Origin of the sequence: Paraburkholderia sp. CNPSo 3281, assembly GCF_024206515.1 — a bacterium.
GTDB classification, from domain to species: domain Bacteria; phylum Pseudomonadota; class Gammaproteobacteria; order Burkholderiales; family Burkholderiaceae; genus Paraburkholderia; species Paraburkholderia nodosa.
Genome location: NZ_JAMBPS010000033.1, coordinates 65,311 through 88,630, shown reverse-complemented (window position 1 = coordinate 88,630; position 23,320 = coordinate 65,311). Strand labels below are relative to the sequence as shown.

The following is a 23,320-nucleotide window of genomic DNA, read 5'->3' as shown; positions in this document are numbered from 1 at the left end:
CTACGCAAGATCGTCAAGACGCGTGGGCACTTCCCCACGGACGAGGCCGCGACCAAACTGCTGTGGCTGGCCTTGCGCAATATCACGGCTGACTGGAGCCGTGCCGCACATGACTGGAAAGCCGCGATGAACCAGTTCGCGATCCTCTACGAGGATCGCTTCACCAGGAATCATTTGTAGAATGCAATTGATGACCTGCCAGACGGCAGGTTTTTATCTGCCTTGCACACAAAAATTCAGACACTTCCACGCGAACACAAGGAAAGCCAAAAGGAAAGCGCAAAAGCGCCGACTAGCCGCGAACAAAAAGCATCACAGCGCCCCACCGCATACCCGCTTACTGCTGCGGAGCACCCTGCCAGGCAGGCAGCGTCGCCCCGTGATACACGGCAATAATCTCAGAAGCGACATTAGCCTGCTGATAACTCTCCACAAGCGCACGCACCCAACCCGCATTGGCATCCTTCTCATTCACGGCAATGAAGTTGCGATAAGGATTGCCAGTCACCTTCTCCTGAGCAATCCGCTCCTGCGGAATCTTGATCCCCGACTTCACGGCCCAGTCCGTATTGACAACGGCCGCATCCAGATCGCCAATCGCACGCCCGACAATACCCGAATCGAGTTCCTTGATACGGATATTCTTCGGATTCTTCGCGATGTCGCGTGCGGTCGGCAGCAGGCCGACGTCGTCGCGCAACGTAATGAGCCCCTGTGCCTGGAGCAGCAGCAGCGAGCGGCCTTCGTTGCTCGGATCGTTCGGCACGCCAATGGTCGCGCCCTGCGGCAGGTCCGTTACCGACTTCACCTTGCGTGAATACAGCCCGATAGGCTGCACGTAGGTAAAGCCCACCGGCACGATCTTGTAGCCGCGCGCCTTGATCTGTGCGTCGAGATACGGCTTGTGCTGGAACGAATTGGCGTCGAGGTCGTGGCTGGAAAGCGCTTCGTTGGGCTGCGTGTATTCGGAGAACGTGGTCACCTTGATCGTGAGGCCGCGCTTCGCGGCGTTGGCGGCGACCACGCGCCATACGTCCTCGTCTTCACCCGACATGATGCCCACGCGCAACGTCTGGTCCGCCGCGTGCGCGAGCGTCACGCCCCCGAAACTCACGGCCATCGCGAGCGAAGCCAGCATCGTGCCCAGCAAGGTTCTTTTTTTCATAGGATCCGTTATTCGAAGAGTTGTGGATAAAGCGATGCTAGAGAGCGCGTCGCAAGCGGACAACCAATTTTGGGAGGATTGCTTATCTATATTCGTCGTTTTGCGGCGCGCAACGGCGTGGCCAGCCCTCGGGCTACGAGATCGATAGCGAAGACTACGCGGATGAGCCTGACGCCGCGCTTCAACGCAGCTCGGCATAGCCCTGTCGAGCCGCAGTGCTGGCGAACGCCTCGATCTCGGCGTACGCCTCGCCAGTGAGCCTGGCGAACCCGCGCAGGCGCAGCTTGTGTGCACGCTCAGGATCGGCTGCGAGCGCGGCGTCCAGCGCATCGCGCAATCCATCGGCTTGATTCTTGCCGAGCGCGCGTGAGGCGATCAGCGGGAGGCCGGGGGCGGAGGCTGTCATGCCGATGGTTTGCACGCCGTCGAACCGTTCGGGCTGCGAATCGTGAAGCAGCGCGAACGTGACGCAGTCGATGGCGCCCACGTCGGCCGTGCCGTTCGCCAGCGCGCGTAAGGTGGCCGCGTGCGAGCCTGTCCAGCGCACCGAGGCGAAGAAGCGGCCGTCGCGTGCGAGCGGCGCGACCGCGTGGCGAAACGCGTTCATGCCGCTATGCGAATCCGCGCCGTTGCATGCGGCGCGCAAGCCGCGGCACGCTGCCAGCGTTTTCGCGCCGCGCTCCCACGCCTGCGCCGAAACGACGAGCACGCTGCGATAGCGCGGACCTTCGCAACCGGGCGCGTCGAATATCGGGGTCGCAATCAGATGGACATCTTTGGCGAGGCCGAGCATCCGGTACGGATACCCGCAGGTCTGCGAGAGCAGCAAATCCTCGCGCCGCCAGTGGGGCATGAGTTCGCCCTCCGGCGCGTTCTCGATCGCGATGTCGCCCAACTCGAACGAGCGTGCAACGATGGCCAGACAGTCGCTCAACAGCGAGCGCCACGATGCCGCATGTTGCGGCGTCACGTTGTACATCGGCAGGGAGGCGATCCAGCGGGTCATCGGCGCATTCTACGCCGCACGCTCGTGGCGCGTCGCGCGGCGCGGTGAAATAAGCAAATGGCAATTCGTTGGTTGGTGAAGCGCCGCGCGTTCGGTATGGTGAGGACCTGCGTTGCTTTGCTCTCCGTATGGAGTGGCACCATCCTTCATCGCGGGAGCTGGCGAACATGGCCGAATACTTCGACGCAGATCACGCGCGGGAAATCGCCGCGCTCGCCACAGGGTTCACCGCACGCACGGAATGGCCCACGTGGCTGCTGATCGCCGTGATCTACGGTGGCTGGTTTGCGGTGCTGGCGTTCGTGCGCTCAGGTCTGGTCACGCTCGTGTCCGCCACGCCATGCCTCATCGTGTTGTGCGCATGGCATATGTCGCTCCAGCACGAATTGCTGCACGGTCATCCCACCCGTTTCGCATGGCTGAACATGGCGCTGGGCTGGCCGCCGCTTGCCGTCTGGTTTCCCTATGCGGTGTACCGCGAGAGCCATATGGCGCATCATCGCGACGAAGCGTTGACTGTGCCTGGCATCGACCCCGAAACGAACTACGTGCGGCACGAGCGATGGGCTCGCCTGCCGCGCTGGCATCGCGTGCTATGGCACGCACGCAAGAGCTTCGTGGGCCGTGTGGTGATCGGGCCGCCCATGAGCGTGGCCGCCATGCTCGCCGGCGCGGTGAAAGCGCTGCGAAGCGGCGACTGGCGTGACGTGCCGATGTGGCTCGCGCACTTCGCGGCCGTTGTGCTGCTGCTCGCGTGGGTGCAGCGTTACGCGGGCGTGCCGTGGTGGTGGTATCTCGCCGCCGTCACCTGGCCCGCGCTCGGGCTCGCGATGGTCCGCTCGCTGTACGAGCATCGCGCGGCGTCGCATCCCAAGGCGCGTATCGCCATCAACGAGGCCGGGCTCGTCATGCGCTTTCTGTATCTGAACAACAACTACCATCTCGTGCACCACGATCTGCCGCGCTTGCCGTGGTTTCAGCTGGCGCGCGCCTACCGCATGCGGCGCGACGACTATCGGCACAAATGCAGTGGTTTCGTGATCGAAGGCTATGCCGCGCTCCTCAGGCGTTACGCGTGGCGCGCGACGGATGCTCCCGCGCATCCGTTCGGCGATAGCACAGCGCAGTGACGCTCACTGCCGGAACCGTTTAAAGAAGCGCCGAATGTCGGCAGCGAGCAGATCGGGCTCTTCCATGGCGGCGAAATGGCCGCCACGCGGCATGTCGGTCCATTGCGCGACATCGAACACGCGCTCGAGCCACGACCGCGGCGGGTGATTGATCTCCTTGGGAAAGTGCGCGAAGGCGACGGGCAGCGCCACGCGTTGCCCGGCCGCGAAGCGAAACGGCTGGAGACGGTTCTCCCAGTACATCTGCATGGATGTGCCGATGCTGCCCGTGAACCAGTACAGTGAAAGGTCCGTAAGCAACGTGTCCTTCGAGAACCGCCGCTCGATGTCACCGTCGCAGTCGCTCCACGCGCGAAACTTCTCGCCGATCCATGCGGCCAGTCCAGCGGGCGAGTCGTTGAGCGCCGCCGCCGCGGTTTGCGGCCTGGTGCTGTGCATATGCGCGTATCCGCCCTCCAGTGCTGCCCAGTCGGCCTTTTCGCGCAGATAGTCCTGTTCCACCGGGGTGAGCGGGGCTTGCGCAGCGTCGATTGCGGGTTCATACGAGCTGGGCAGGAAATTCAGGTGGATGCCCTCCACGGCCTGGCTGTGCCGCGCGGCTAACGCGATGGACACACCCGCGCCGAGGTCGCCGCCCTGCGCGCCGAAGCGCTCGTAGCCGAGACTGCGCATGAGCGCGGCCCACAGGTCTGCGATCTGGAACGCGGAGGTGCCGGGCGCTGCCGGCGCGGGCGAAAAGGCAAAGCCCGGCAGCGACGGGACGACGACATCGAACGCATCGGCTGGGTCCGCGCCGTATGTCGCGGGATCGCAGAGCCGGTCGAGCAGCGCGTGGAATTCGATGAACGAGCCCGGCCAGCCGTGCGTGATGACGAGCGGGTACGGCTTCGGGCCCGCGCCGCGCCGATGCACGAAGTGCACACGCTGGCCGCCCGCACCACCCGCACCACTCACTTCGGCCATGAACTGCGGCAACTGGTTCAGCGCGCGTTCGGCGGCGCGCCAGTCGTATTCGTCTGCCCAATATGCGACGAGCTCGCGCAGCCATGCACTATCGGCCCCTTGTTGCCACGCCGGCGAGGGCGTAGCGTTGGCCCAGCGCGTGGCGCGCAAACGCCGGCGCAGGTCGTCGAGTGCCTCTTCGGGAACGCGAATTTCAAACCGGTCGATATGCATGGTGGTTCATCCGCACGCTGGCAGGCCGAGGAACTGTCCATTATGAGCGAATTCGCCGCCGCGCATCGGCCGCCCCCAACGACCCTTCGAATTCCATCCATCGCTTACCAGATGTTTATCGAGGCATCGATTTAATTTATCGGCGTTTGGCAAGCGGCGGCGGGGCGGCGCGACGCCTCAGTCGGGCAACGCGGCGCGGCGCAAACCCCACGGCGTCCGTGGTTTCCAGTATTTTCAGCCGCCGGCTGCCGCACCCGCTTATTGGCATGAGCGGCATTTTTTGCGCAATCTAGGTAATAGCCCTGGCTACTAGCGCGGTGGGGCTAATTCGTACCGTAGCGCAACGATTCGAATCAGCAGCAGGGGTCCCAATGATCATCGACATTCATGGCCACTACACCACGGCGCCGAAAGCGCTGGAGGCGTGGCGCAAACGCCAGATAGCGGGCATCGCCCATCCATCCGATATGCCGAAGGCGTCGGAACTGAAGATCGGCGATGATGAATTGCGCGAATCGATCGAACTCAATCAGCTCAAGCTGATGCGCGAGCGCGGTCTTGATCTCACGATTTTCAGCCCGCGCGCGAGTTTTATGGCCCATCACATCGGCGACTTCCAGGTGTCGAGCACCTGGGCCGCGATCTGCAATGAGCTGTGCCACCGCGTGAGCGAGCTCTTCCCCGAGCATTTCGTGCCGGCCGCGATGCTGCCGCAAAGCCCGGGCGTCGATCCCGCCACGTGCGTTGCGGAACTCGTCAAATGCGTCGAGCAGTACGGCAATGTAGCGGTCAACCTGAATCCCGATCCTTCGGGCGGCCACTGGGCGAGCCCGCCGCTCTCCGACCGTCACTGGTATCCGATCTACGAAAAGCTCGTCGAATACGACATTCCCGCGATGATCCACGTGAGCACGAGCTGCAACGCGTGCTTCCACACCACAGGCGCGCACTACCTGAACGCGGATACGACCGCATTCATGCAGTGCCTGACGTCTGACCTGTTCCGCGATTTCCCCACGCTGCGCTTTGTGATTCCGCACGGCGGCGGCGCGGTGCCTTACCACTGGGGGCGCTTTCGGGGCCTCGCGCAGGAACTGAAGAAGCCGCCGCTCAGCGAGCATTTGCTGAATAACGTGTTCTTCGACACCTGCGTGTATCACCAGCCCGGCATCGATCTGCTCACGCGCGTGATTCCCGTGGACAACATTCTGTTCGCGAGCGAGATGATCGGCGCGGTGCGCGGCATTGACCCCGAAACGGGCCACAACTACGACGACACGAAGCGTTATATCGAAGCCGCACATGTCGACGCCGCCGATCGCTACAAGATCTACCAAGGCAACGCGCGCCGCGTGTATCCGCGCCTCGATGCGCGGCTTAAGGCAAAGGGATTGTGAGCGCACACGCAGCGGCTCGCAATCTGTGCAATACCGGCGAAGCGCCCTATAAGGCGGCCTCGCTCACTCTCGACTGAAACGGAAGTCAATGACAAAGGACGATGGGAAAAGCAACGCCGCGCTGGCGGGAGTCGGGTCGATGGCGACGCGCCTCCTGCTTGCGGGGCTCGCCGAGCAATACGAGCGCGAAACGGGGCAGCGGCTGACCGTTGCCGCGATAGGCGGCATGGAAGCCGCGCGGCGCGTGCAGGCGGGCGCGGCGTTCGATTTCGCCGTGCTGGCCTCGGCTGCTATCGAGCGCCTGGCGGCGGGCGGGCATCTCATCGGCGAGCGCACGGACGTCGTGCGCTCCGGCATGGCGGCGGCCGTCGCCGCCGGTGCGGCGCACCCGGATATCGGCACTGAAGACGCACTGCGCGAGACGGTTCTGCGCGCGGCGCGCATTGGCTATTCGACGGGGCCTAGCGGCGACCATCTGCTGAGGCTGCTCGAACGCTGGGGCGTGGCCGAAACACTCGGGCCGCGCCTCGTGATGGCGCAGCCGGGCGTGCCGGTGGCCAGCCTGATCGTGGAAGGCGAGGTCGAGATCGGGTTTCAGCAATTGAGCGAGCTAAAGGACGTGCCGGGCGTCGACGTGATCGGGCCGCTGCCCGCAGGCGCGCAACTCGTCACGGTCTTTTCCGCGGCGATCTGCGCCGTGTCGCAGCAGCGGCAGGCGGCGGCGGACTTCCTGACATTCCTCTGTTCGGAACGCGCCGAGGCGACCAAGCGGGCGTTTGGCATGGAGCCGGCAGGCGACGCGGACTACGGGCTGTAGCAGAGCAGCAGAGCACGAGCAAGGCGGCAATAAGAGAATTAGAAGGAACAATAAGACGATTAGATTGGACATCTCATGTCGCACGGTCTACGCATCTACATTAATTAGATATCCTAATGAGAAAAAACAGCATCGGAGGCGTGAAAAATGAATCAGAACAACACCAATACGGACAACGCCAGGAGGCAAGCATGAGAAACCTGCATACCCGGCGGATTTTTACGAGCGTGCGCGCTCGTGCAGCCTCGCTGCTCTCGCTGTTCTCCCTCTTCGCGGCGGCCACCCTCGTGGCCGCGTGCGGCAGCGGCGGCGGCAGCAACAGCAGCGGTGATGCGTCGAAAGCGCCGCTAGCCGTCGTGGCGCCCGTGGTGGATTGCTCGAAGCTGGCATCGGTGGACATCACCGATATTGGCGGTTCGGGAAGCACGATTACTTCGGCTACCGTGACCACGGCGACCATCAACGGTGCTTCGGTCAACTTCTGTACCGTGAAGGGCACGCTCGCACCTTCGAATACGTTCGAAGTGGCGCTGCCGGTGAGCACGTGGACGCAGCGCTTTGCGGCGCTGGGCTGCGGGGGCCTGTGCGGCAACGTGAGCGACCCGACCGAGCAGTCGTCGTTCAGCTTCAGCTACACGTGTCCGCTCGTGCAGGAAGGCGGCTTCGTGACGGCGGCGACCGATATGGGCCACTCGGGCAACGACACGACGTGGACCGCGGACCCGCAAAAACAGGCCGATTTCGCCTATCGCGGGCAGCACATCACGACGCTCACGGCGGAAAAACTCATCAAGGCCTATTACGGGCAAACGCAGAAGTACGCGTACTTCATCGGCTGCTCGGACGGCGGCCGCGAAGCGCTGATGGCCGCGCAACGCTACCCGAACGACTATAACGGCATCGTCGCGGGCGCGCCGGCTGCACACTTCCAGATCCAGAACTCGCTGTATCACGGCTGGAGCGTGGAGTCGCAAAGCACGACCGGCGGCAGCACCGGCAACGCGACCCTGTACGCCGACAAGGCGCTCGTGCTGCACAAGGCAGTCGTCGCGGCATGCGGCGGCCAGGCGGGTGTGCCCGATGGTCTGATCGCCGATCCGCGCACCTGCAATTTCGATCCCGCATCGATCCAGTGTGCTCAAGGCGCGACGAACACGAGCAACTGCCTGAGCGCAGCCGAAGTCGCCACCGCGAGCAAGATCTATGGCGGACCGGTGGACGCGACAACGGGCGAGCGTATGCTGGCGGGTTCCCCGCAGATGGGTTCGGAAGAGAACTGGGTCGGTGTGGAAGTGCCGACGACGAATTCGACTGCCGCGCCGGTTTCGGTGAAGAGCCTCTTCAGCTACATGATCGTGACGGGTGCCTACAACCTGATCTTCACGGGCTCGCCCGCCATGCCGACCATCGACACCTTCGGCTACACGGATGCGAGCTTCTACCCGACCTACCTGCAGGCCAATCATCCGCTGATGGACGCGACGAGCCCCGACCTCTCGGCGTTCAAGAAGGCGGGCGGCAAGCTGATCTTGTGGCACGGCTGGGCTGATCAACACATTTCGCCGCTCTTCACGACCCAGTACTACGAAGCGATGCAGAACACGATGGGCGCTTCGAACGTGAGCGATTTCGCGCGCCTGTACCTCGTGCCCGGCGTGGCTCACTGTGGCGGCGGCGAAGGCTTCCCGAACATCGACCTCGTCTCGCAGATCACGGCTTGGGCCGAGCAGGGCACGGCGCCGAACGCGGTCATGACGTATCAGACCGATTCGTCGAACAACGTGACGGCCAGCCGGCCGGTCTATCCGTACCCGGCAGTCGCGCAGTTCACGGGCACTGGCGACTGGCACCTCGGCGCGAACTGGACGCAGGGCGCACCGTTGTACAACCAGCCCACGCATGCCTGGGCAGGCTCGAGCTTCTATGCGACGTACACGCCGACTACGCAAGGCGTTGCCGCGCCTTAACGGGCTGACTTCGGGCAACCTCGCGTGATTCACCGTTGAACCGGCCAGCCCTTCGGGGCTGGCTTCGTTTGTATTGCGATAACTGAATCGCATGGCGAATGCGCGGCGCTGATAGCGGTTCGAACTGCGCCGCCGCCTCGAAAAGCGGCGCGAATGAGAGCGCCGCCCAGCGAGGTAGCGGCAACTGAATTCCGCATGATCGTCCAGCTCGTTTGCGAATCCTTTCGGAGAGTATCGATTTTGTTTATCACGCTGGATTCGATTCCGGCCCCAGACCGCGACAGGCAAAGCGCGGGCTGATTGCGCCCGGCCTTTACGCGGCGCGGCTTCCGGGGCGGCTTCGCGGCTGCGGGCGTGCCGAACTCGCCCATGCGGACGGGTACGGACATATCCATATGTGGTTAACCCGCACTTTCGGGCGAGGGGTTGGCCACCTATCGTGCCCCCGACGGATAGCAGTTCGTTGAAATTCGACTCGGGCACGAGCGAGCGGCAGACCACAGAACGGACAGGAGACTACAGATGTCTGGCAGCAAAACAATCGATGTCAAGGCGTTCATCGACGAACGCCACATTTCGGCCTATCAGTGGCTACTGGTGGCGCTGTGCTTCCTCGCGGTGACCGCCGACGGCATGGACGTGGCCATCATGGGCTTCGTCGCGCCCTCCATCATTCACGAGTGGGGCATTTCGCGCCCCGAGTTCGGGCTTGTCATGAGCGCCGCGCCCATCGGTCTCGTGATCGGCGCGCTCGCCGCGGGTCCGGCCTCGGACCGCGTTGGCCGCAAGTGGGTGCTCATCACCTCCGTGTTCCTCTTCGGCGTGTTCACGATTCTCACGGCATTCACGCAGTCGCCGGTGTCAATGGCGGTGCTGCGCGTGCTGACCGGTGTCGGTCTTGGCGCGGCCATGCCGAACTCCACGACGCTGCTCTCGGAGTACTCGCCGCAACGCCGCCGCGCGCTGCTCATCACGATCATGTTCACGGGCTTCAACCTCGGCTCCGCACTGATCGGCTTCGCGGCCGGCTGGCTCGTGCCGAACCACGGCTGGCGCGCGGTGCTGATTTTCGGCGGCGCCATTCCGCTCGCACTCGTGCCGCTGCAAGCCTGGCTGCTGCCGGAATCGGCGCGTCTGCTCGCCGTGCGGGGCGCGACGAGCAAGCGCATTGCCGCGACGCTGAACCGCGTGACCGGCGCGAACTTCGCGGGCGACGAGAGTTTCGTCTCGACGGAGCCGCCGCTGCCCACGCGCAAACCGATCGGCGTGCTGTTCTCGGAAGGCTATGGCGTGATGACCCTCGCGCTGTGGGTCACGTATTTCATGGGCCTGCTCGTGATCTATCTGCTGACCGGCTGGCTGCCCACGCTGATCAAGGACGCGGGCCTCTCCATTACCGTGGCGGCGAACGTCACGGCCATGTTCCAGATTGGCGGCACGATCGGTGCGGTGCTGGTGGGCTGGATCATGGACAAGGTGCGTCCGGCGCGCGTGATCAGCGCGGCGTACGTCGGCGGCGGCATTTGCGTGCTGGCGCTGGCCGGCGTGGGCGCGCTTTCCTCGTCGCTCGCGCTGCTGGTGTTCGCTGCGGGCTTCTGCATGAGCGGTGCGCAAACGGGCCTGAACGCCTACGCACCGGGCCGCTATCCGACGGTTGCGCGTGCAACGGGTGTGAGCTGGATGCTGGGCATGGGCCGCTTCGGCAGCATCTTCGGTTCGGCCATCGGCGGTGCCCTGCTGGGACTCGGCTGGGAATTTGCCGCGATTCTCGCGATGCTCGCCGTACCGGCGGTGCTCGCGGCGATTGCGATCCTGGTGTCGCAGCGTGCGCGTCAGTCGGAACCGGCTACGCAGGTGAGGGCGGCACACTGAGTTTGATATAGCAACAGCGCTGGACTGATCGGCGCGGCGGTGCGGGTTGCACTGCCGCGCCGTTTTTTTTGTCTGGCGTGAGAGCGGAGACACAGCCTCCGCTTGATTGCAGCGTCAAATCCTGAACGCGCTCACCGTTTCGATCACGGTCTGCGCATTCCTGCCAAGCGTACTGGCCGAAATCGAAAAGTGATTCACGAGTGCGCTGTCCTGCTGCGTGAGCGCTTCGATAGGATCGAGAGCCTGCTGGTCATCGCCTGTGTCGCCCACTCATCCGTTACTTCGTCAGGCGCACAACGTACAGCGCCGCCTGGCTCGGAGAGCCGGCGACGCTGTAGTTCGGGCTGACGGCCATCAGCGGTCCCGGAACCGTCGGAGAATAGGTCACGCCCGCAGCCGTAACGGTCGCCAGTTCGAGTGCAGGAGTGCCCGTCACAGTCTGCGTTGTCGAGATATTGAACGTCAGCATCCGGCTGTCCATCTGCGTGATATCGCCAGCGCCGCCTTCCGTGATTTCGTAGGCGAAGGGCGTCGTGACGCCAGCGGGCACCGGGTCAGGTTTCCCCAGGCAGAGCGTCAAGGCGCGCGTGACGCCACCCGTGGAGCCTTGAATTTCAAGGTTGCGATATTGTCATTGGACACCATCGCACGGTGGCACCAATCAGACCCATCAAAAATTTTCGGCGCATTGTTAGCTCCTTATGGTCAGTGAATCGCAATCAGAATTGCCCCGTCACCTGAAAGCCCAGCGTCACGCTCGGCGCAGGGAAGCCGCGCGGCGCGTAGACCGGCGTGCCGGCGAACACGTCATAGCTGAACGCGCCCAGGCGCGAGGGTACGGAACCCTTGAAGCCGAGGACCGCGCCCGCGAGCTGCGTCCCGGCAAGAAACGCCGTAGATGGTCCCCAAAGGTGGCCGTAGTCGAGGCCCGCATAAAGCAGCTGGCCCGTCTGGCCAATCGGATACTGGAGTTCGTTGCGCCAGTAGAAGCCCTTCTCCGCGGCCAGCATCGTTTCACCGCTGAAGCCGCGAACCGTGTAGCGGCTGCCGATGGTCAGGTCATCGATATAGTTCAGTTCGTCGTTGGTGAACTGCCCGTGCAGCGTACCCACATAGCGCAGCGTCTTGCCGGCCACAGCGAACGGAACCGAGAGATTGGCGTCGAGCGTCGCCATGTGGAAATAGTACGTAGGCCCACTCGCTGTATTCGGCATCGCCCCGAGCCAGCCGATACCCTGGCGATAGGCGAGCGTGCCGTCGAACTGCGCCGCGCCGAAGTAATGGCGATTGGTCAGCCCCGCCTCGATGAACGTGTTGTCGCGCTTCTGCTGTGGGATTTCGACGTCATCGATGAAGCTCGCGCCAAAGCGCTTGATTAGCTGAAACTCGACGCCCGAAACATCGTTCTGGCTACGACGAATGACGCGCTCCAGCTTCAGACCGGCTGTCTGCGCGTTTCCGCTCGAAACGAACGTCTGGTTGACCCCGGCAATCTGCTGGTAATACGTGTTTGTGTAGCCGAACAGCGTGCCTGTCCAGTAGCCCCACGGCACCGCATACGAGGCATTCCAGCCGTGTGTACCGAGGTCATGGTTGCCGAACTGCAAATCCTGGTTGTAGCCGCCTGAAAGCACGTCGTTGATGCCCAGGAGGTTATAGAGCGCGAGCGACACGTTGCCGATGTAACGGCCCGTCGCGTCGGTGCCCGAGTTATCCGCCGAGACGACGAGCGACCATGGCTTCGTGCGCTTGACCGTAACCACGACATCACTCTGGCCGGGCTCGGTACCGGGCACAATCTCCATGGAGGCGTCCTGGTTCGGGACGCGCTTCATCTGCTCCAGCCCCTGCTCAAGGTCGCGCAACTGGAGGATGTCGCCGTCGCGAGCCGGAAAGGCGGTTTTCAGCGTGCCCCGTGTACTGGCGTCGGCAAGCTTCAGGTTGCGGATCACGCCCGGTATGAGCGTGAATTTCATCGCCCCTTTCGAGAGGTCCTGGGTCGGCATCAGTACACGCGTCGTGATGTAGCCGTGGCTCAGGATAACGCCTTGCAGGCCCTTCGCCAGCATGTCAACGCCCTGCTTGCCAACGCATTGCCCCTCATAGTGGCGCAGCCAGTCATGCAGGAATGCGAACGGATCGAGCGGCAACGCCGATGCACCCTTTACACGAACCACTTCAGGGAGCGTATCGGGCACCTCGACCGTGAACGTGTCGATGCGAAAGCACGGTGTCTCAACGGGCAGCACGGGGTACTCCCCGACGACAGGGGCAGTCGAGCGTACAACGGGCGCGGCGACGGTCGCGGCGCGCTGCTGCGCGTCGCGCCGCTGCTCGACCTGCTGTTGCTGTTCGGCGTTGGTACGGGCCGCCACATCGGGCGGGGTCTGCGCGTGGACAGCGAGCGGAATCAAGGCCGTCAGTGTTCCCGCTGACAGCCGCTTGGTGCGAGTCATTTTTCGTGGAAACCGGTTATTGCGGAAGGATGCCGCCCTTTACTTCTTCCTTGCTCGACTGCATGGCGAAATTTTTCACGACACCCTTGTCGTCAAAAAACACCACAAGTTCCTTTTTGTCCACGTCCTGGCCAGACATGAATATGTTGGCGAGAGGCACAAAATTGATTCCTTTGGCCGTGGAGTGCGAATAGCGGTAACGCCAGATTTCATTGCCGCTGTCGGTAAACGATGTTTCGGTTGGATCCCCGAATGTAGCGCGCACGTCATCCTTCGTGCTCTTGCCCTTGGTAATTTTCTCGCCTACCGTTGTGGCGCTCTCATCCTTGAGTTGCTGGACGCCCGCACTGGCGCAGCCTCCCAGTACAACAGCAACGATCAACCCAGTAGCGATATTTTTGTAGAACACTGCCTTGTTCCCTTTAATAATGTCGGCCCTATCTATCTTCGCCGCTGCCGACCCCACGACGAAGAAGTGAATGATCAAACGTGATGGAAAAGCCCAAACTCTGGCGGTTCAACAGAGCGCACCCCTCGCGCTACGGACACGCATCCCGCTGCTGCTGGACCTGTCGCTACTGTTCGGCGGTCGTGCGGACCGCCGCATCGGGCGGAGTCTGCGCGTGGGCCGCGAGAGGAACGAGAACAGCAAGCGGTACTGACGAAAAATTCCTCTTTTTAATTTTCACTTGTTGCTTTCGTCATCGTCATTTTCGTAGCTCTTGCGGGCCTTCTTGTAGCTGTTATCGAATGGCTTGATATGCAGCATATGTGCACGGCTAGTAAAACCACCCAAAACCATCATTCCGAATCCCAACAAGAAACCACCCAACCTGGCCCATCGCGGCAACCACTCAAGCGCCAAGCTACCACCAAAGATCGCCAGCCCCACCACGAACAACGCTACGCGAAGCCAACGGGGAAAGTTCCCATCGTCAATCAATTTCACTTTTTCGCCCCATTCGAATTTGAGTTAAAAATCGAATTCGATTTTTGAGTTAGCCAATCTTGGATTGTCGTCGCCAGCGGGACATTGTTGATAACCGCGGCAGCTCCATTCACAGCCAATGATCCCGCTGGATTGTAGTCTCCAGCAATCTGCCCGGCCAGCGAGACTACGCCTTGGTATGTATATTGGCCGACATTAGGTTGCGCCAATTGTGATAATGCATCAGCGGCAGTGCCGACAACCGTCGCTCCAAAGGCAATTTCGCCCAGAACGGGTGTGAGAGGAGATGGAGTTGCAGCGCCCATGGCAGCAGAGGAACCGATCCAGCCCGCAGTATTAGAAACCATCGAACTCGCGTTTGAGGTTGTGCTGCGCACGTAGTTGAGGTCTGATTGATCGAAATTTGTGAACGGTCCTGTCACTTTGATCGAGCCGCCACCGCCGCTCGACGGATATGTGAATTGGCTAGGCACCTGCCCCGGCGAAACGCTGTTGTAGTTCGCCAGAATGTAGCTCTGCAATGCGGGATCGGACGGCGCAAGTATTTGCGTCAACACCGGCTGCCCGTTTGCAGTTGTCCCGGCAGACATCCATTTTGCTCCAGAATCTGTTGGCGTCCGACCCACGAGGGTGGCGGGCGCGCCCGATGTCGTTGTGCCGTTGACGCTCATTTCCATCTGGCGCATCTGGTCCTCGATCTGCGCTACGGTATATCTCCCGCCGCTCGCATCGGCGAGTTGCTGCGCGAGGGACTTCTCCTTGGGATCGAGTTGACGATTGTAGAGGTCCACGTTCGTTGCAGTTGCTGCGCCTGCTGTACCTCCGCCGACCAGTGCGCCGCCCACGCCCGCTGCCACGTTCGCTGCAAGGTTGCCCAGGAGGCTGGAACCCGTCTCCGACGCCACGCCCTTCGAAAGGCTATCCAGTTGGTTCGCCATCGTCGAGGCAATGCCCGCGCCAGCCGCGCCCCCGACCGCCGTAAAGACGCTCCCGCCGCCAAGACCGCCAATAAGCGCACCGCCTGCCGCCTGCAATATCGCGCGGCTCTCTCCACCTTCATCCCACTGCTTGGCAGTAGCCGCGTCTGCGGCAAAGGCTGCCGTATCGCCGTTCGCGGCATCTATCTTCGCTTGGTCTACCGCCGCCTGCCGTTGTGAATCAGCATACGCGCCAATGCCCTGCGCTACTACCTGGCCTGCCGCCTGCGCCGCCTGCATTGTGTCGGCCTGCTGGTTCAGGATCGCGTTCACGTCCGGCGTGCCGGCTACCGTGCCGTTGGTGTTGGTCGTATCGCGGCTCAGGGTCGATACATCCTGCGTCTGCGCTGCCTGGTTCGTGATGTTGATCGAACCCGCGCTGATCGCGCTGCGCGTGGTCGCGCTCGAATCACCGCTTTCGTTCTGCGACATCATCGGTGATACGCCACCCGTCCCGCCGACCGAGCCCGGCCCGATTGCTTTGCCTGTACTGCCAACGCCTACGCCCGCACTGATGCCGTTGCTCGTCGCGTCATAATGCGACTGGTTCTGGATATCGCTGAACGTGAGGGTACCGGTCGTCAAACTGTTCTTCGACGGGTCAGCGGTGCTCGAAATCACCGCGCCCGTCAGGTTCGTATTACCGTTGACATTGACGTTAAAACCACCGCTACCGGCCTCGATGCCCGCCTGCTCGGTGACCTGCGCATAGTTCGAATCGGCGTGACCGTTCTGGGCGCTGAAGCTCGCGCTGCCGCCGCCCTGGCTGATGCTGAAGCCACCGCCCGCGCTGCTCTGGTGCGCGGTGCTCACGGTCGTGTCCTGCACACTCTGGATGTTGAAGTTGCCGCCGACATTCGCGGTCACCGTGCCGCCCGCGACATCCGAGCCAACGATATTCGTATCGCCGCCACTCGTGATCCTCACGCTGTTAGCGCCCGTGACATGCGAGTTGTTCTGGACCGCCGCGTCGCTGTTCGCGTCGCCGTGCGCGTTTGACATTGACGCTGATACGCCGAAGCCCTGCGTGCCATACGAAACGCCAACACTTGCGCTGCTCGATTTGTTCGTGCTGGCCGTCTGGTCCGCATTCGTGGTGTTGACGATATTCACCTCGTTCTTCGCAGTGAGGGCGACATCGTTCGCGCTCACGTTCGAACCGGCAATCGTGACATTGCCCGAGCCGGGCGTGCCATTGCCCGTTGCCGTAAAGCTCGCGGTGCCGCCTGCCTGGACGGTCGAGCCCTGTTGCGTGACCTGGCTCTCGCTGAACGTACTGCTGCTCTGGCTGGACCCAAAACTGAGTTGCACACCAATGCTCGGACTCTGGCCCGCCAGCGCGCCACCTGTCGCACCGGCCACGGCAATCGCTGCATCGCCTGCCGCCGCGATGGCGTGCAGGGCCGTCGCGCGGCTGTCGCTGTTGCCGCTTGCGACTGCTTGCCCCTGCTGGTACGCCCCGTTGATGGCGTCGCCCACGCTGCCCGAAAGACCGAGTGTGAAACCGCTCTTTTTGGTCTGCGTGGTCTCGCTGTAGTTCGAGGTGTTGGTTGCGGAGTCGATGGTGACATTCGCAGCCTTGCCTGTCACGTTTTGCGCAGCGATGACATCGCTGCCGGTGATGTGCAGGTTGTTGCCGGCGGTCATCGATACGCTGCCGTCAAGGCTGCCGATCAGACTTCCGTTATTCGTGACGCTCGACTCCTGGTCGGTCTGCGTAAGCTTGCTGGTGCCAGCCGTGACCGTCAGACCGCTTGTGCCCAGGCCAGAATGCTGCTCCTGATACGTGCCGGAGGACTGCATGGTGTCCTGCGTCGTGGTAACGGTCAGGTCATGCGCGGCACTCAACGCCACGTCGTTCGTGCCGACAATCGTGCTACCCGCGACGTTGATGTCGTGTCCGCTACTGATGGACACGCCGTCCGCCGAAATCGTGCTGCCAAGCGTCTGCGTGGTGGTCGTGTCCCGCGCGCTTGCGACCTGCTTGCTGCTCACAATGTGACTGGTGCTCGATGTCTGCTGCGTATCCGAAACCTGGGTCGCAGTGGTCCCGCCGATATTCACGTCATTGGCCGCCTGAAGGTTCGCATTGCCCTGGGTCAGCACAATCGAACTGCCGTTCACGTTGATGTTGTTGCCCGACACCACGTTCAGCGTGTTGCCACTCGTGAGGGTCGTGCTGGTCAGGGCCTGGCTGGACAGATGCTCCGCATCGGAGTAGTTGCCATTGTGATCGCTGGTTGCATGGCTACCGTCGATGGTCGATGTGGTCGTCGCCGCCTGCAACGTCACATTGCCGTTCGCTGCGATGGTGCCGCCACCGGCCAGGTTGATGTTCGCGCCGGTTACGGTCAGGTCGCCACCCACGCCAATCAGCGAGGCCCCGCCCACTTTCACCGAGCTTCCAGTCGCGCTATTGATGTTCGTATCCGACACGCCGTTCGCGCCATGAACCACCTTCTGCTCGCCGGTCTGCACCGTGCCGATGTCGTAGTTGCCGCCAACGGCCATGCCGAGGTTGCCGCCGACATTGAGGTTGGCCCCGTTCTGCTCGAGGTCGCCGCCCGTCACAATCGCAGCATCGCCCTTGACGTTCAGATTCGCGATGGGGCCGAGCGTGGTCGTGGTTCGCGTGGCACCCGTTGCGCTGACCTGTTTCACCGTGTTCGTTGCCGTGTTCAGCAGCAGATTGCCGCCTGCGCTCAGCGCCAGGCTTCCGGCGTTCACCGTCGCGGAGGTGAAATTCACGTCGCCCGTTGTCGTCAGCGACATGAGGCCACCGCTTTGCAGCGTGCCGAACGCGTTGTCGATCGACTTACCTTTGATCGTCAACGTATTGCTGGCCTGCATCGTGCCACTATTCGTGAAGGTCTGCGCGTTCTGGAGGTCGATGTCGGTCGCTGTGATGAGCGGCCCGTTCATGTTCTGCTGGCTGGCCTGCGCGAGATAGACGACCGGCACGAGCACCGATTGTCCGTCAACCATCTCGGTCTGCATGATGACGACGTTGGTCGTCAGGGCCGCAACTTGCGCGGGAGACAGTGCCATGCCCAGCGGAAGGTTCAGGGATTCGGAAAGCGATGCGCCCGCTGCCATCAGCGACTCATACATCGACTGCGTATCGGTGTAGGGGCCAAGCACGGCCTTGCCGGTCAGCGACGTGATCTGGTTCTGCACGAGCTGCTGCTCGTAGAGACCATCGCCCAGGCGCTTCTCCACCATCTGCGGATTCAGGCCAAGCTGCTGGAGATAGTAGTCGCTTGAAATGAATGATTTCGCGCTCGTAAAGGCAGGGCTCGACTCGATCAGATACGGCGCGTTCGGTGCCGTATCGCGACTGAACAGGCCGCCCTGGGGAACCGACAGGTTGCTCAGGACGCTCACCGCCGTCGCGTGTGCGATGACCGGATCGACCTGGGTCGCGTTGCCCTGGACAGATGCCGCGCCGCTCTTTGTGCCGTTCGCACTGCCGCTCACCGAACCGACATTGACGCCCGAGATCGACTGACCGTTGACCAGGCCGAGCGACGGAATTCCAGCGTTACCGGCGGTATTGTTGATGCTTACGCCGTTACCGGAAATCGTGCCGCCCGCACCCCAGGTGGATTCGTAGTCGGGCAGACCGTAGAGCTTGACATCCGCCGGGGCCACCTGGTAGCCGCCCGGATTGGAGGTGACGAATGTCGCATTGCCGAACGGCAACTGCCAGTTATGTTCCGAGTTGTCGTAGTTGTCGTAGTGGTACTGGCCTGAGTAGGTCACCTGCACGCCCGGTGCAAGCTGTCCGGCCCAGCTATTCGCGTCGAGGGAGGCCGGCATCGCAATGTTGCCCACGGCAACCACCGCGCTCCAGTAGGTCTGGAACAGGCCCACATTCGACAGGTCCAGGTTGCCACCCGACATGATCTGCGCCTTCGGGCTGATGGCGGTAATCAGGTTACCGAGCGCCACGCCCGTATAGGTCGTGTACTGGTACGTACTGTTCCACTGGCCGCCGTGCGGCGGATCGATCGGCATGCCGCCTGGCCCGGCCTGCAATGCAGCGATGACGGCGGGATCGTAGTTGGAAGCATTCGGATCGAACTGGATGCCCATGACCTGCGGATTGCCAGGACCGCATGCGGCCATGTACGCTGCCGTACACCCCGACAGGCTGATACCAAGCTTCTCGATGATCGACGGATCGACTGCTTCGATGTAGGCCCCGTCGGTCGTCATCACGCGGCGCGTGTTCGTGACCTGATTCGAGTACATCGCCATGTCAGCCGAGGACTGGATGAGCGCCGATACGTTGTCGATCAGGTTCGCGTTGGTGTAATTGCCGTTTGCGTCCTTGCCGCCCGCGAGCACGACCCGGCCAAGACCGAAAATCGCGGTGGTCGCCTGCGTGTCGGTGGCCGTGGTGTCGTCGCGGTTCTCGATGTCGGGCGCGAGCAGCTCAAGCAGGCCGTTACTGTCGGTGGCGCCAATGAGCGCGGTCGGACCCACGTTCGACATACGGCTGGTCGCGTTCAGCGATACGCTGCTGCCCACAATCGCGCCCGAGTTTTCGAGCGTGTTCGATTGCGTTGAAAGGGTACCGCCCGCCATCATGGCGCCGCTGTTGTTGATGTCGTTCGCGTTGACATTCAGGTTATCGACCGCCTGGAGGGTGGCGGAATTGGTGAACGTGCCAGGCAGGGTGAAGGTGAGGTCGTGACCGGCCGTGAACTGCATGGCCGACGTCGGCGCGAAGTCACCCTGCAGGTTTGCCGTCACGTCATTGGCTGCGCTGTATGCGCCTCCCCCCGTGAGCGTTGCGGCACTGATCAGCAGGTCATGATCGGCGCCGATCTGGCCGTAGGTATTCGACACAGCCCCCGTGGCCGTAATATCGACGTCACCGCCCGAACCGGTAAAGGTGCCAATCTTGCCCGCAGTGTCATCGAGCGTGCCCGTCTGGATCGAGACGGCCGCGCCGGCCACCTGGCCGTTCTGCGTGTTCGAGATGGACGACGCGTTGAGCTTCACGGCCCCGTTACCCGCAATGAGCCCGTTACTGTTGACGATCTGGCTGCCGCCCTGCACGGTGGTATCGCCCGTGCCGAGGTTGCCGATGAGGCCATGTGTGGAATCAATCGACGCGGCCTGAACACCGAGTGTGCTGGTGTCACCGGGCGAACCCGTGCCGGACTGGATTTTCCCGTTCACGTTCGTCAGCGCACCGCCGCTCGCGAGGTCAATCGAGGACAGCGATCGCACAACGCCCTGGTTGTTGTTCACGTCCCCCGCAACGGTTGCCGAGATAGCCCCCTGTGCCGCGAGTGCTCCCGCCTGATTGTTGACGCTGCCAGCCTTGACCTGAAGCTGCCCCGCCGTGAGGACCTGGCCGCCCGCATTCGAGAAGGAGCCCGAACCATTGCCCGGATCAATCGTGAGCGTGCCAGTACCCGCATGCGTGATCGTACCGCCATTGTCGTTGATGAGACTGGCAGGGGCGAGTGTGAGGTCCGTACTGTTGGTCTGGATGACACCATTCGCGGAATTGTCCAGCGTATCGCTGACATCGAGTGCCATCGGTGATGCGCCAAACTGCGTAATCGTTCCGCCGTGGTTAAGCAGATCCGTCGCTGACAACGCAAGCTGATTGGCCTGCGTTTCGCCGCCACTGTTATCGAACGTGCCACCGGTCGTGATCGACAGGTTCGGTGCCACAAAAACGCCGCCGCTGTTTGTGACTGAGCCAGCATGGATCGTTTCGTTCGCACCCGCGCCAGCCTGGCCGCCATCATTGGCCAGCGTGCCGCTCGCGAGGCTCAGGTCTGCATTCGACAGCAGTCTTCCGTTTGTGTTGTTGAGCGCGCCGCCCACCGTGGCGGTGAGGCCGTTCTGGCCGACAACCTGGCCCTGGGTGTTGTTGAATGCACCGTCCCGGGCAACCACTTCGCCGTTGCTCTGAATCTTGCCATTGACGTTTGACAGCGTGCCCGTGCCGTTACCGGCGTCAATCGTCAGCGTGCCGGTCCCTGCGTGCGTGATTGTGCCGCCATCGTTATCGATTGCAGCAGAGGCGAGCGTGAGGTCGGTACTGTTGGTCTGAAACGTGCCGCCTGCCGAATTGTCGAGCGTATTACTGACATTCACGCTCATCGGCCCGGAACCGCTCTGCGTGATCGTGCCTGCGTGATTGACAAGGTTCGTTGCGTTGAGGGAGAGTTGCGCGGCCTGGGTGACGCCCCCACTGTTATCCAGCGTCCTCGCGCTCAGGCGCGCGGTCCGGCCCGCAACAATGGCACCGCCGTTGTCGGTGAGCTGCGCTCCGGCGTTGATCGTTGCATTATTCTGCGCCTGAAGCGTGCCCGCATCGTTATTCAGGGACTGCGCATCAACCTGGAGGTTTGTTTGTGCGCTGACCGCGCCGTGGTTGACAATGCTCCCGCCCTGCAACGTCACGGCACCGTTGCCGCCGATTACGCCACCCTGCGCGCCGCCTGCCGTGGTCCCCGCTGCGTTCAGAAGTTGCCCGGTCGTGGTGACCGAAAGGCCATCGCCGGAGAGGGAGGTGATGCGCCCCGCCGAATTATCCAGTGACGCGCCTGCGACCGATACGCCCGCAGCACCCTGCATGACCCCCGCGTTATTCGCAATGGCACCGCCGCTGCTAACCTGCATTGCGCCCTGAGAGACAAACTGGCCGCCCTGGTTCGCAATCTGTCCCGAGGTCTGCGCGACGAACGCACCCTGCGAAGTCATCTCGCCCTGCTGGTTCGAGAGGCTGCCAGAATCAAGCGTGACGCCGTTGCCAGCACTCAGGGAGCCCGAGTCGTTGACCAGTGCGCCGCTCGCCTGTGCGTTCACGGCGCCGCCAGCGCTCGTGGTCGCGCCAGCAAGGTTCACGTCACCGGCATAGGCCGCCAGCGACAGGTAGCCGTTCGCTGCTGTCTCGCTGCCCGCGAGATTCACGCCGCCGCCCGTAAGCGTCGCATTGCCGCCCGCCAGGTTCAGCCCGGTGGCGTCAAGCTGTCCCGACGCGGAAAGCAGCAGGTCACCGCTGTTGCCCACCGCGCCGTCGCCATTCACACCCGCACCGAGTGTGCCAGTCGATGCGATATTGCCAGCGGTAATCGACGTGCTTTGTTGTGCAGCAAGGGTCCCGCTGTTCGAAACGGTTCCCGCCGTGCTAATGGCGGTATCGCCCTGCGCGTAGATGGTGCCCGTATTCGCGACGCCCGTCGCACTGATTCCGACATTGCCGCTCGCATTGACCTTGCCGGACTGCACAAGCTGACCCGCGCTCGTGAGGATGAGGTCGCCCGCCTGCGCCGCGATGGTGCCCGCATTCGCGACACCCACACCGTTCTCCGTGCCAACCAGAATGATGCGGCCACTGTACATACCACCCAGTTGCGATACGTCGATGGCGACGCCGGGTGCGGGTCCGCTACCCGCGACAGGCGTGGGAACGAGGCTCGTGTAATCGATGTTGTTGGCGCCCGTCACGACATGAAGTGTATTGCCGCCGTATATGGCCGCATTCACTTCGAGGGCTCGGGACAACAAATCGACCTCATCGATATTCGAGGCGTTCAGGCCCGCGCCCTGGACAGTAATCAGGCCGCCCGTTACACTGAAGCACGTCAGATTTCCGCTGCCATCGATAAGCGGATTACCAGTCGTTAAAATTCCACGTGCGCTATTGATAAAGCCGCCGCCATCGACCACGATCCCGGAACCGTTCGAAATCACGACATCGGCTTTTCTCCCGGCGACCTCGACGTAACCTCTCAACTGGGATGGATTATTGCTGTTAACCTGGTTGACGATAATCTTCGCTGCGTCATTCGGGCGAAAATTCGGATTCCCCGATATTTGCCCGGCGAGTTGCGTTCCTGTAATAACACGCGAATTATTGAGAATTGTTCCGTTTTTCTGGACGTCGAATTGGGAATATGTGTTAAGTGACACACCAGCCGCGGAGGGCTTGGTAACGTTCACTTGCGGGAGCCCGTTTGCCGTAGTGATTACATCTGGCGCGCGCGCGCCGGACGGCACAATCTGCGCTTCCGAGAGCTCTGGCGCGAGACCAAAGAGAACGAGCGCAGCAAACGCTGCATGACGCATTGAAAAGAGCGTAAAGGACTGAAGCGCGCACGTCGGGCCGGTTTCTCCATGACAGGTGCTGCTGTTTCCCGTCGCTGTTTCTGAAACTGCGACCAGCATGCCCCGCACCTTGCTGAAGACAAGCCGATAACAACGGTCATTCATTTTTATTAACCCTTGAGGCCAGATGATGCCAGGCATTGCAGGAGCGAGATCCGGCAGTTTCACGCGATACCGGTCCGGCATCGCTACAAATTAAGGCGCGCGCGGAAGGCTAAATCATCGCTTGGGCGGCAGAAAAAATCCGTCAAGAATCGTTAAGCGAAATG

15 protein-coding genes and 1 pseudogene are annotated in these 23,320 nt (G+C 62.3%); 7 read left to right on the top strand and 9 right to left on the bottom strand.

All coding sequences use genetic code 11. From position 1 onward, the window contains the following. Window positions 1-180, top strand: a pseudogene (locus M3I56_RS26810) (IS256 family transposase); the annotation flags it as partial. A gap of 157 nt (window positions 181-337) precedes the next feature. Here M3I56_RS26810 and M3I56_RS26805 read toward each other — a convergent pair. Beyond that, window positions 338-1,138: a MetQ/NlpA family lipoprotein gene (locus M3I56_RS26805; RefSeq protein WP_254356517.1), complete on the bottom strand. Its 801-nt coding sequence runs from the start codon at window positions 1,136-1,138 to the stop codon at window positions 338-340. 208 nt (window positions 1,139-1,346) lie between these two features. Further along, window positions 1,347-2,171: a phosphate/phosphite/phosphonate ABC transporter substrate-binding protein gene (locus M3I56_RS26800; RefSeq protein ID WP_254356511.1), complete on the bottom strand. Its 825-nt coding sequence runs from the start codon at window positions 2,169-2,171 to the stop codon at window positions 1,347-1,349. A 128-nt stretch (window positions 2,172-2,299) separates the two neighbouring features. On the opposite strand from M3I56_RS26800, the gene M3I56_RS26795 reads away from it, so the two are divergent. Continuing rightward, complete coding sequence (locus tag M3I56_RS26795; protein WP_375541795.1) at window positions 2,300-3,301, top strand: fatty acid desaturase; 1,002 nt, start codon at window positions 2,300-2,302, stop codon at window positions 3,299-3,301. A 3-nt stretch (window positions 3,302-3,304) separates the two neighbouring features. Here M3I56_RS26795 and M3I56_RS26790 read toward each other — a convergent pair whose 3' ends face one another. Beyond that, the gene (locus tag M3I56_RS26790; RefSeq protein WP_254356510.1) at window positions 3,305-4,477 is read right to left on the bottom strand and encodes an epoxide hydrolase family protein; all 1,173 of its coding nucleotides are present in this window, start codon (window positions 4,475-4,477) and stop codon (window positions 3,305-3,307) included. Window positions 4,478-4,848: 371 nt separating this feature from the next. Here M3I56_RS26790 and M3I56_RS26785 point away from each other — a divergent pair, with 371 nt between their 5' ends. The 4 genes from M3I56_RS26785 (at window position 4,849) to M3I56_RS26770 (ending at window position 10,530) form a co-directional block, all read left to right on the top strand. Beyond that, complete coding sequence (locus M3I56_RS26785; protein ID WP_254356509.1) at window positions 4,849-5,874, top strand: amidohydrolase family protein; 1,026 nt, start codon at window positions 4,849-4,851, stop codon at window positions 5,872-5,874. A gap of 139 nt (window positions 5,875-6,013) precedes the next feature. After that, on the top strand, window positions 6,014-6,691 hold the full coding sequence (locus M3I56_RS26780; protein ID WP_254356508.1) for a substrate-binding domain-containing protein: 678 nt from the start codon (window positions 6,014-6,016) through the stop codon (window positions 6,689-6,691). A 191-nt stretch (window positions 6,692-6,882) separates the two neighbouring features. Then, window positions 6,883-8,658, top strand: coding sequence for a tannase/feruloyl esterase family alpha/beta hydrolase (locus M3I56_RS26775; RefSeq protein ID WP_254356507.1), 1,776 nt, complete (start codon window positions 6,883-6,885; stop codon window positions 8,656-8,658). A gap of 522 nt (window positions 8,659-9,180) precedes the next feature. Further along, the gene (locus M3I56_RS26770; RefSeq protein WP_254356506.1) at window positions 9,181-10,530 is read left to right on the top strand and encodes an aromatic acid/H+ symport family MFS transporter; all 1,350 of its coding nucleotides are present in this window, start codon (window positions 9,181-9,183) and stop codon (window positions 10,528-10,530) included. 114 nt (window positions 10,531-10,644) lie between these two features. Here M3I56_RS26770 and M3I56_RS26765 read toward each other — a convergent pair whose 3' ends face one another. From M3I56_RS26765 to bamE, 4 genes are all read right to left on the bottom strand, one after another. Continuing rightward, window positions 10,645-10,800, bottom strand: a complete 156-nt coding sequence (locus tag M3I56_RS26765) for a hypothetical protein (protein ID WP_254356505.1) — start codon at window positions 10,798-10,800, stop codon at window positions 10,645-10,647. Between the two features lie 7 nt (window positions 10,801-10,807). Beyond that, window positions 10,808-11,110 (bottom strand): hypothetical protein, encoded by a 303-nt coding sequence (locus M3I56_RS26760; RefSeq protein ID WP_254356503.1) that lies wholly within the window; start codon window positions 11,108-11,110, stop codon window positions 10,808-10,810. 139 nt (window positions 11,111-11,249) lie between these two features. Beyond that, window positions 11,250-12,986 (bottom strand): ShlB/FhaC/HecB family hemolysin secretion/activation protein, encoded by a 1,737-nt coding sequence (locus tag M3I56_RS26755; protein WP_254356502.1) that lies wholly within the window; start codon window positions 12,984-12,986, stop codon window positions 11,250-11,252. Window positions 12,987-13,002: 16 nt separating this feature from the next. Then, window positions 13,003-13,473 carry an outer membrane protein assembly factor BamE gene (bamE, locus tag M3I56_RS26750; protein ID WP_254356501.1) on the bottom strand — a complete coding sequence of 157 codons (471 nt, stop codon included), beginning with the start codon at window positions 13,471-13,473 and terminating at the stop codon, window positions 13,003-13,005. On the opposite strand from bamE, the gene M3I56_RS26745 reads away from it, so the two are divergent. Then, window positions 13,466-13,648, top strand: coding sequence for a hypothetical protein (locus tag M3I56_RS26745; RefSeq protein ID WP_254356500.1), 183 nt, complete (start codon window positions 13,466-13,468; stop codon window positions 13,646-13,648). The genes bamE and M3I56_RS26745 overlap by 8 nt on opposite strands. 23 nt (window positions 13,649-13,671) lie before the next feature. Here the strand turns inward: M3I56_RS26745 and M3I56_RS26740 are convergent, their stop codons facing one another. Together M3I56_RS26740 and M3I56_RS26735 are read right to left on the bottom strand one after the other, a co-directional pair. Then, window positions 13,672-13,935: a hypothetical protein gene (locus M3I56_RS26740; RefSeq protein WP_254356499.1), complete on the bottom strand. Its 264-nt coding sequence runs from the start codon at window positions 13,933-13,935 to the stop codon at window positions 13,672-13,674. After that, the gene (locus tag M3I56_RS26735) at window positions 13,932-23,156 is read right to left on the bottom strand and encodes a hemagglutinin repeat-containing protein (RefSeq protein WP_375541794.1); all 9,225 of its coding nucleotides are present in this window, start codon (window positions 23,154-23,156) and stop codon (window positions 13,932-13,934) included. The genes M3I56_RS26740 and M3I56_RS26735 overlap by 4 nt, the downstream gene beginning before the upstream one ends. Between the last annotated feature and the right edge of the window lie 164 nt (window positions 23,157-23,320).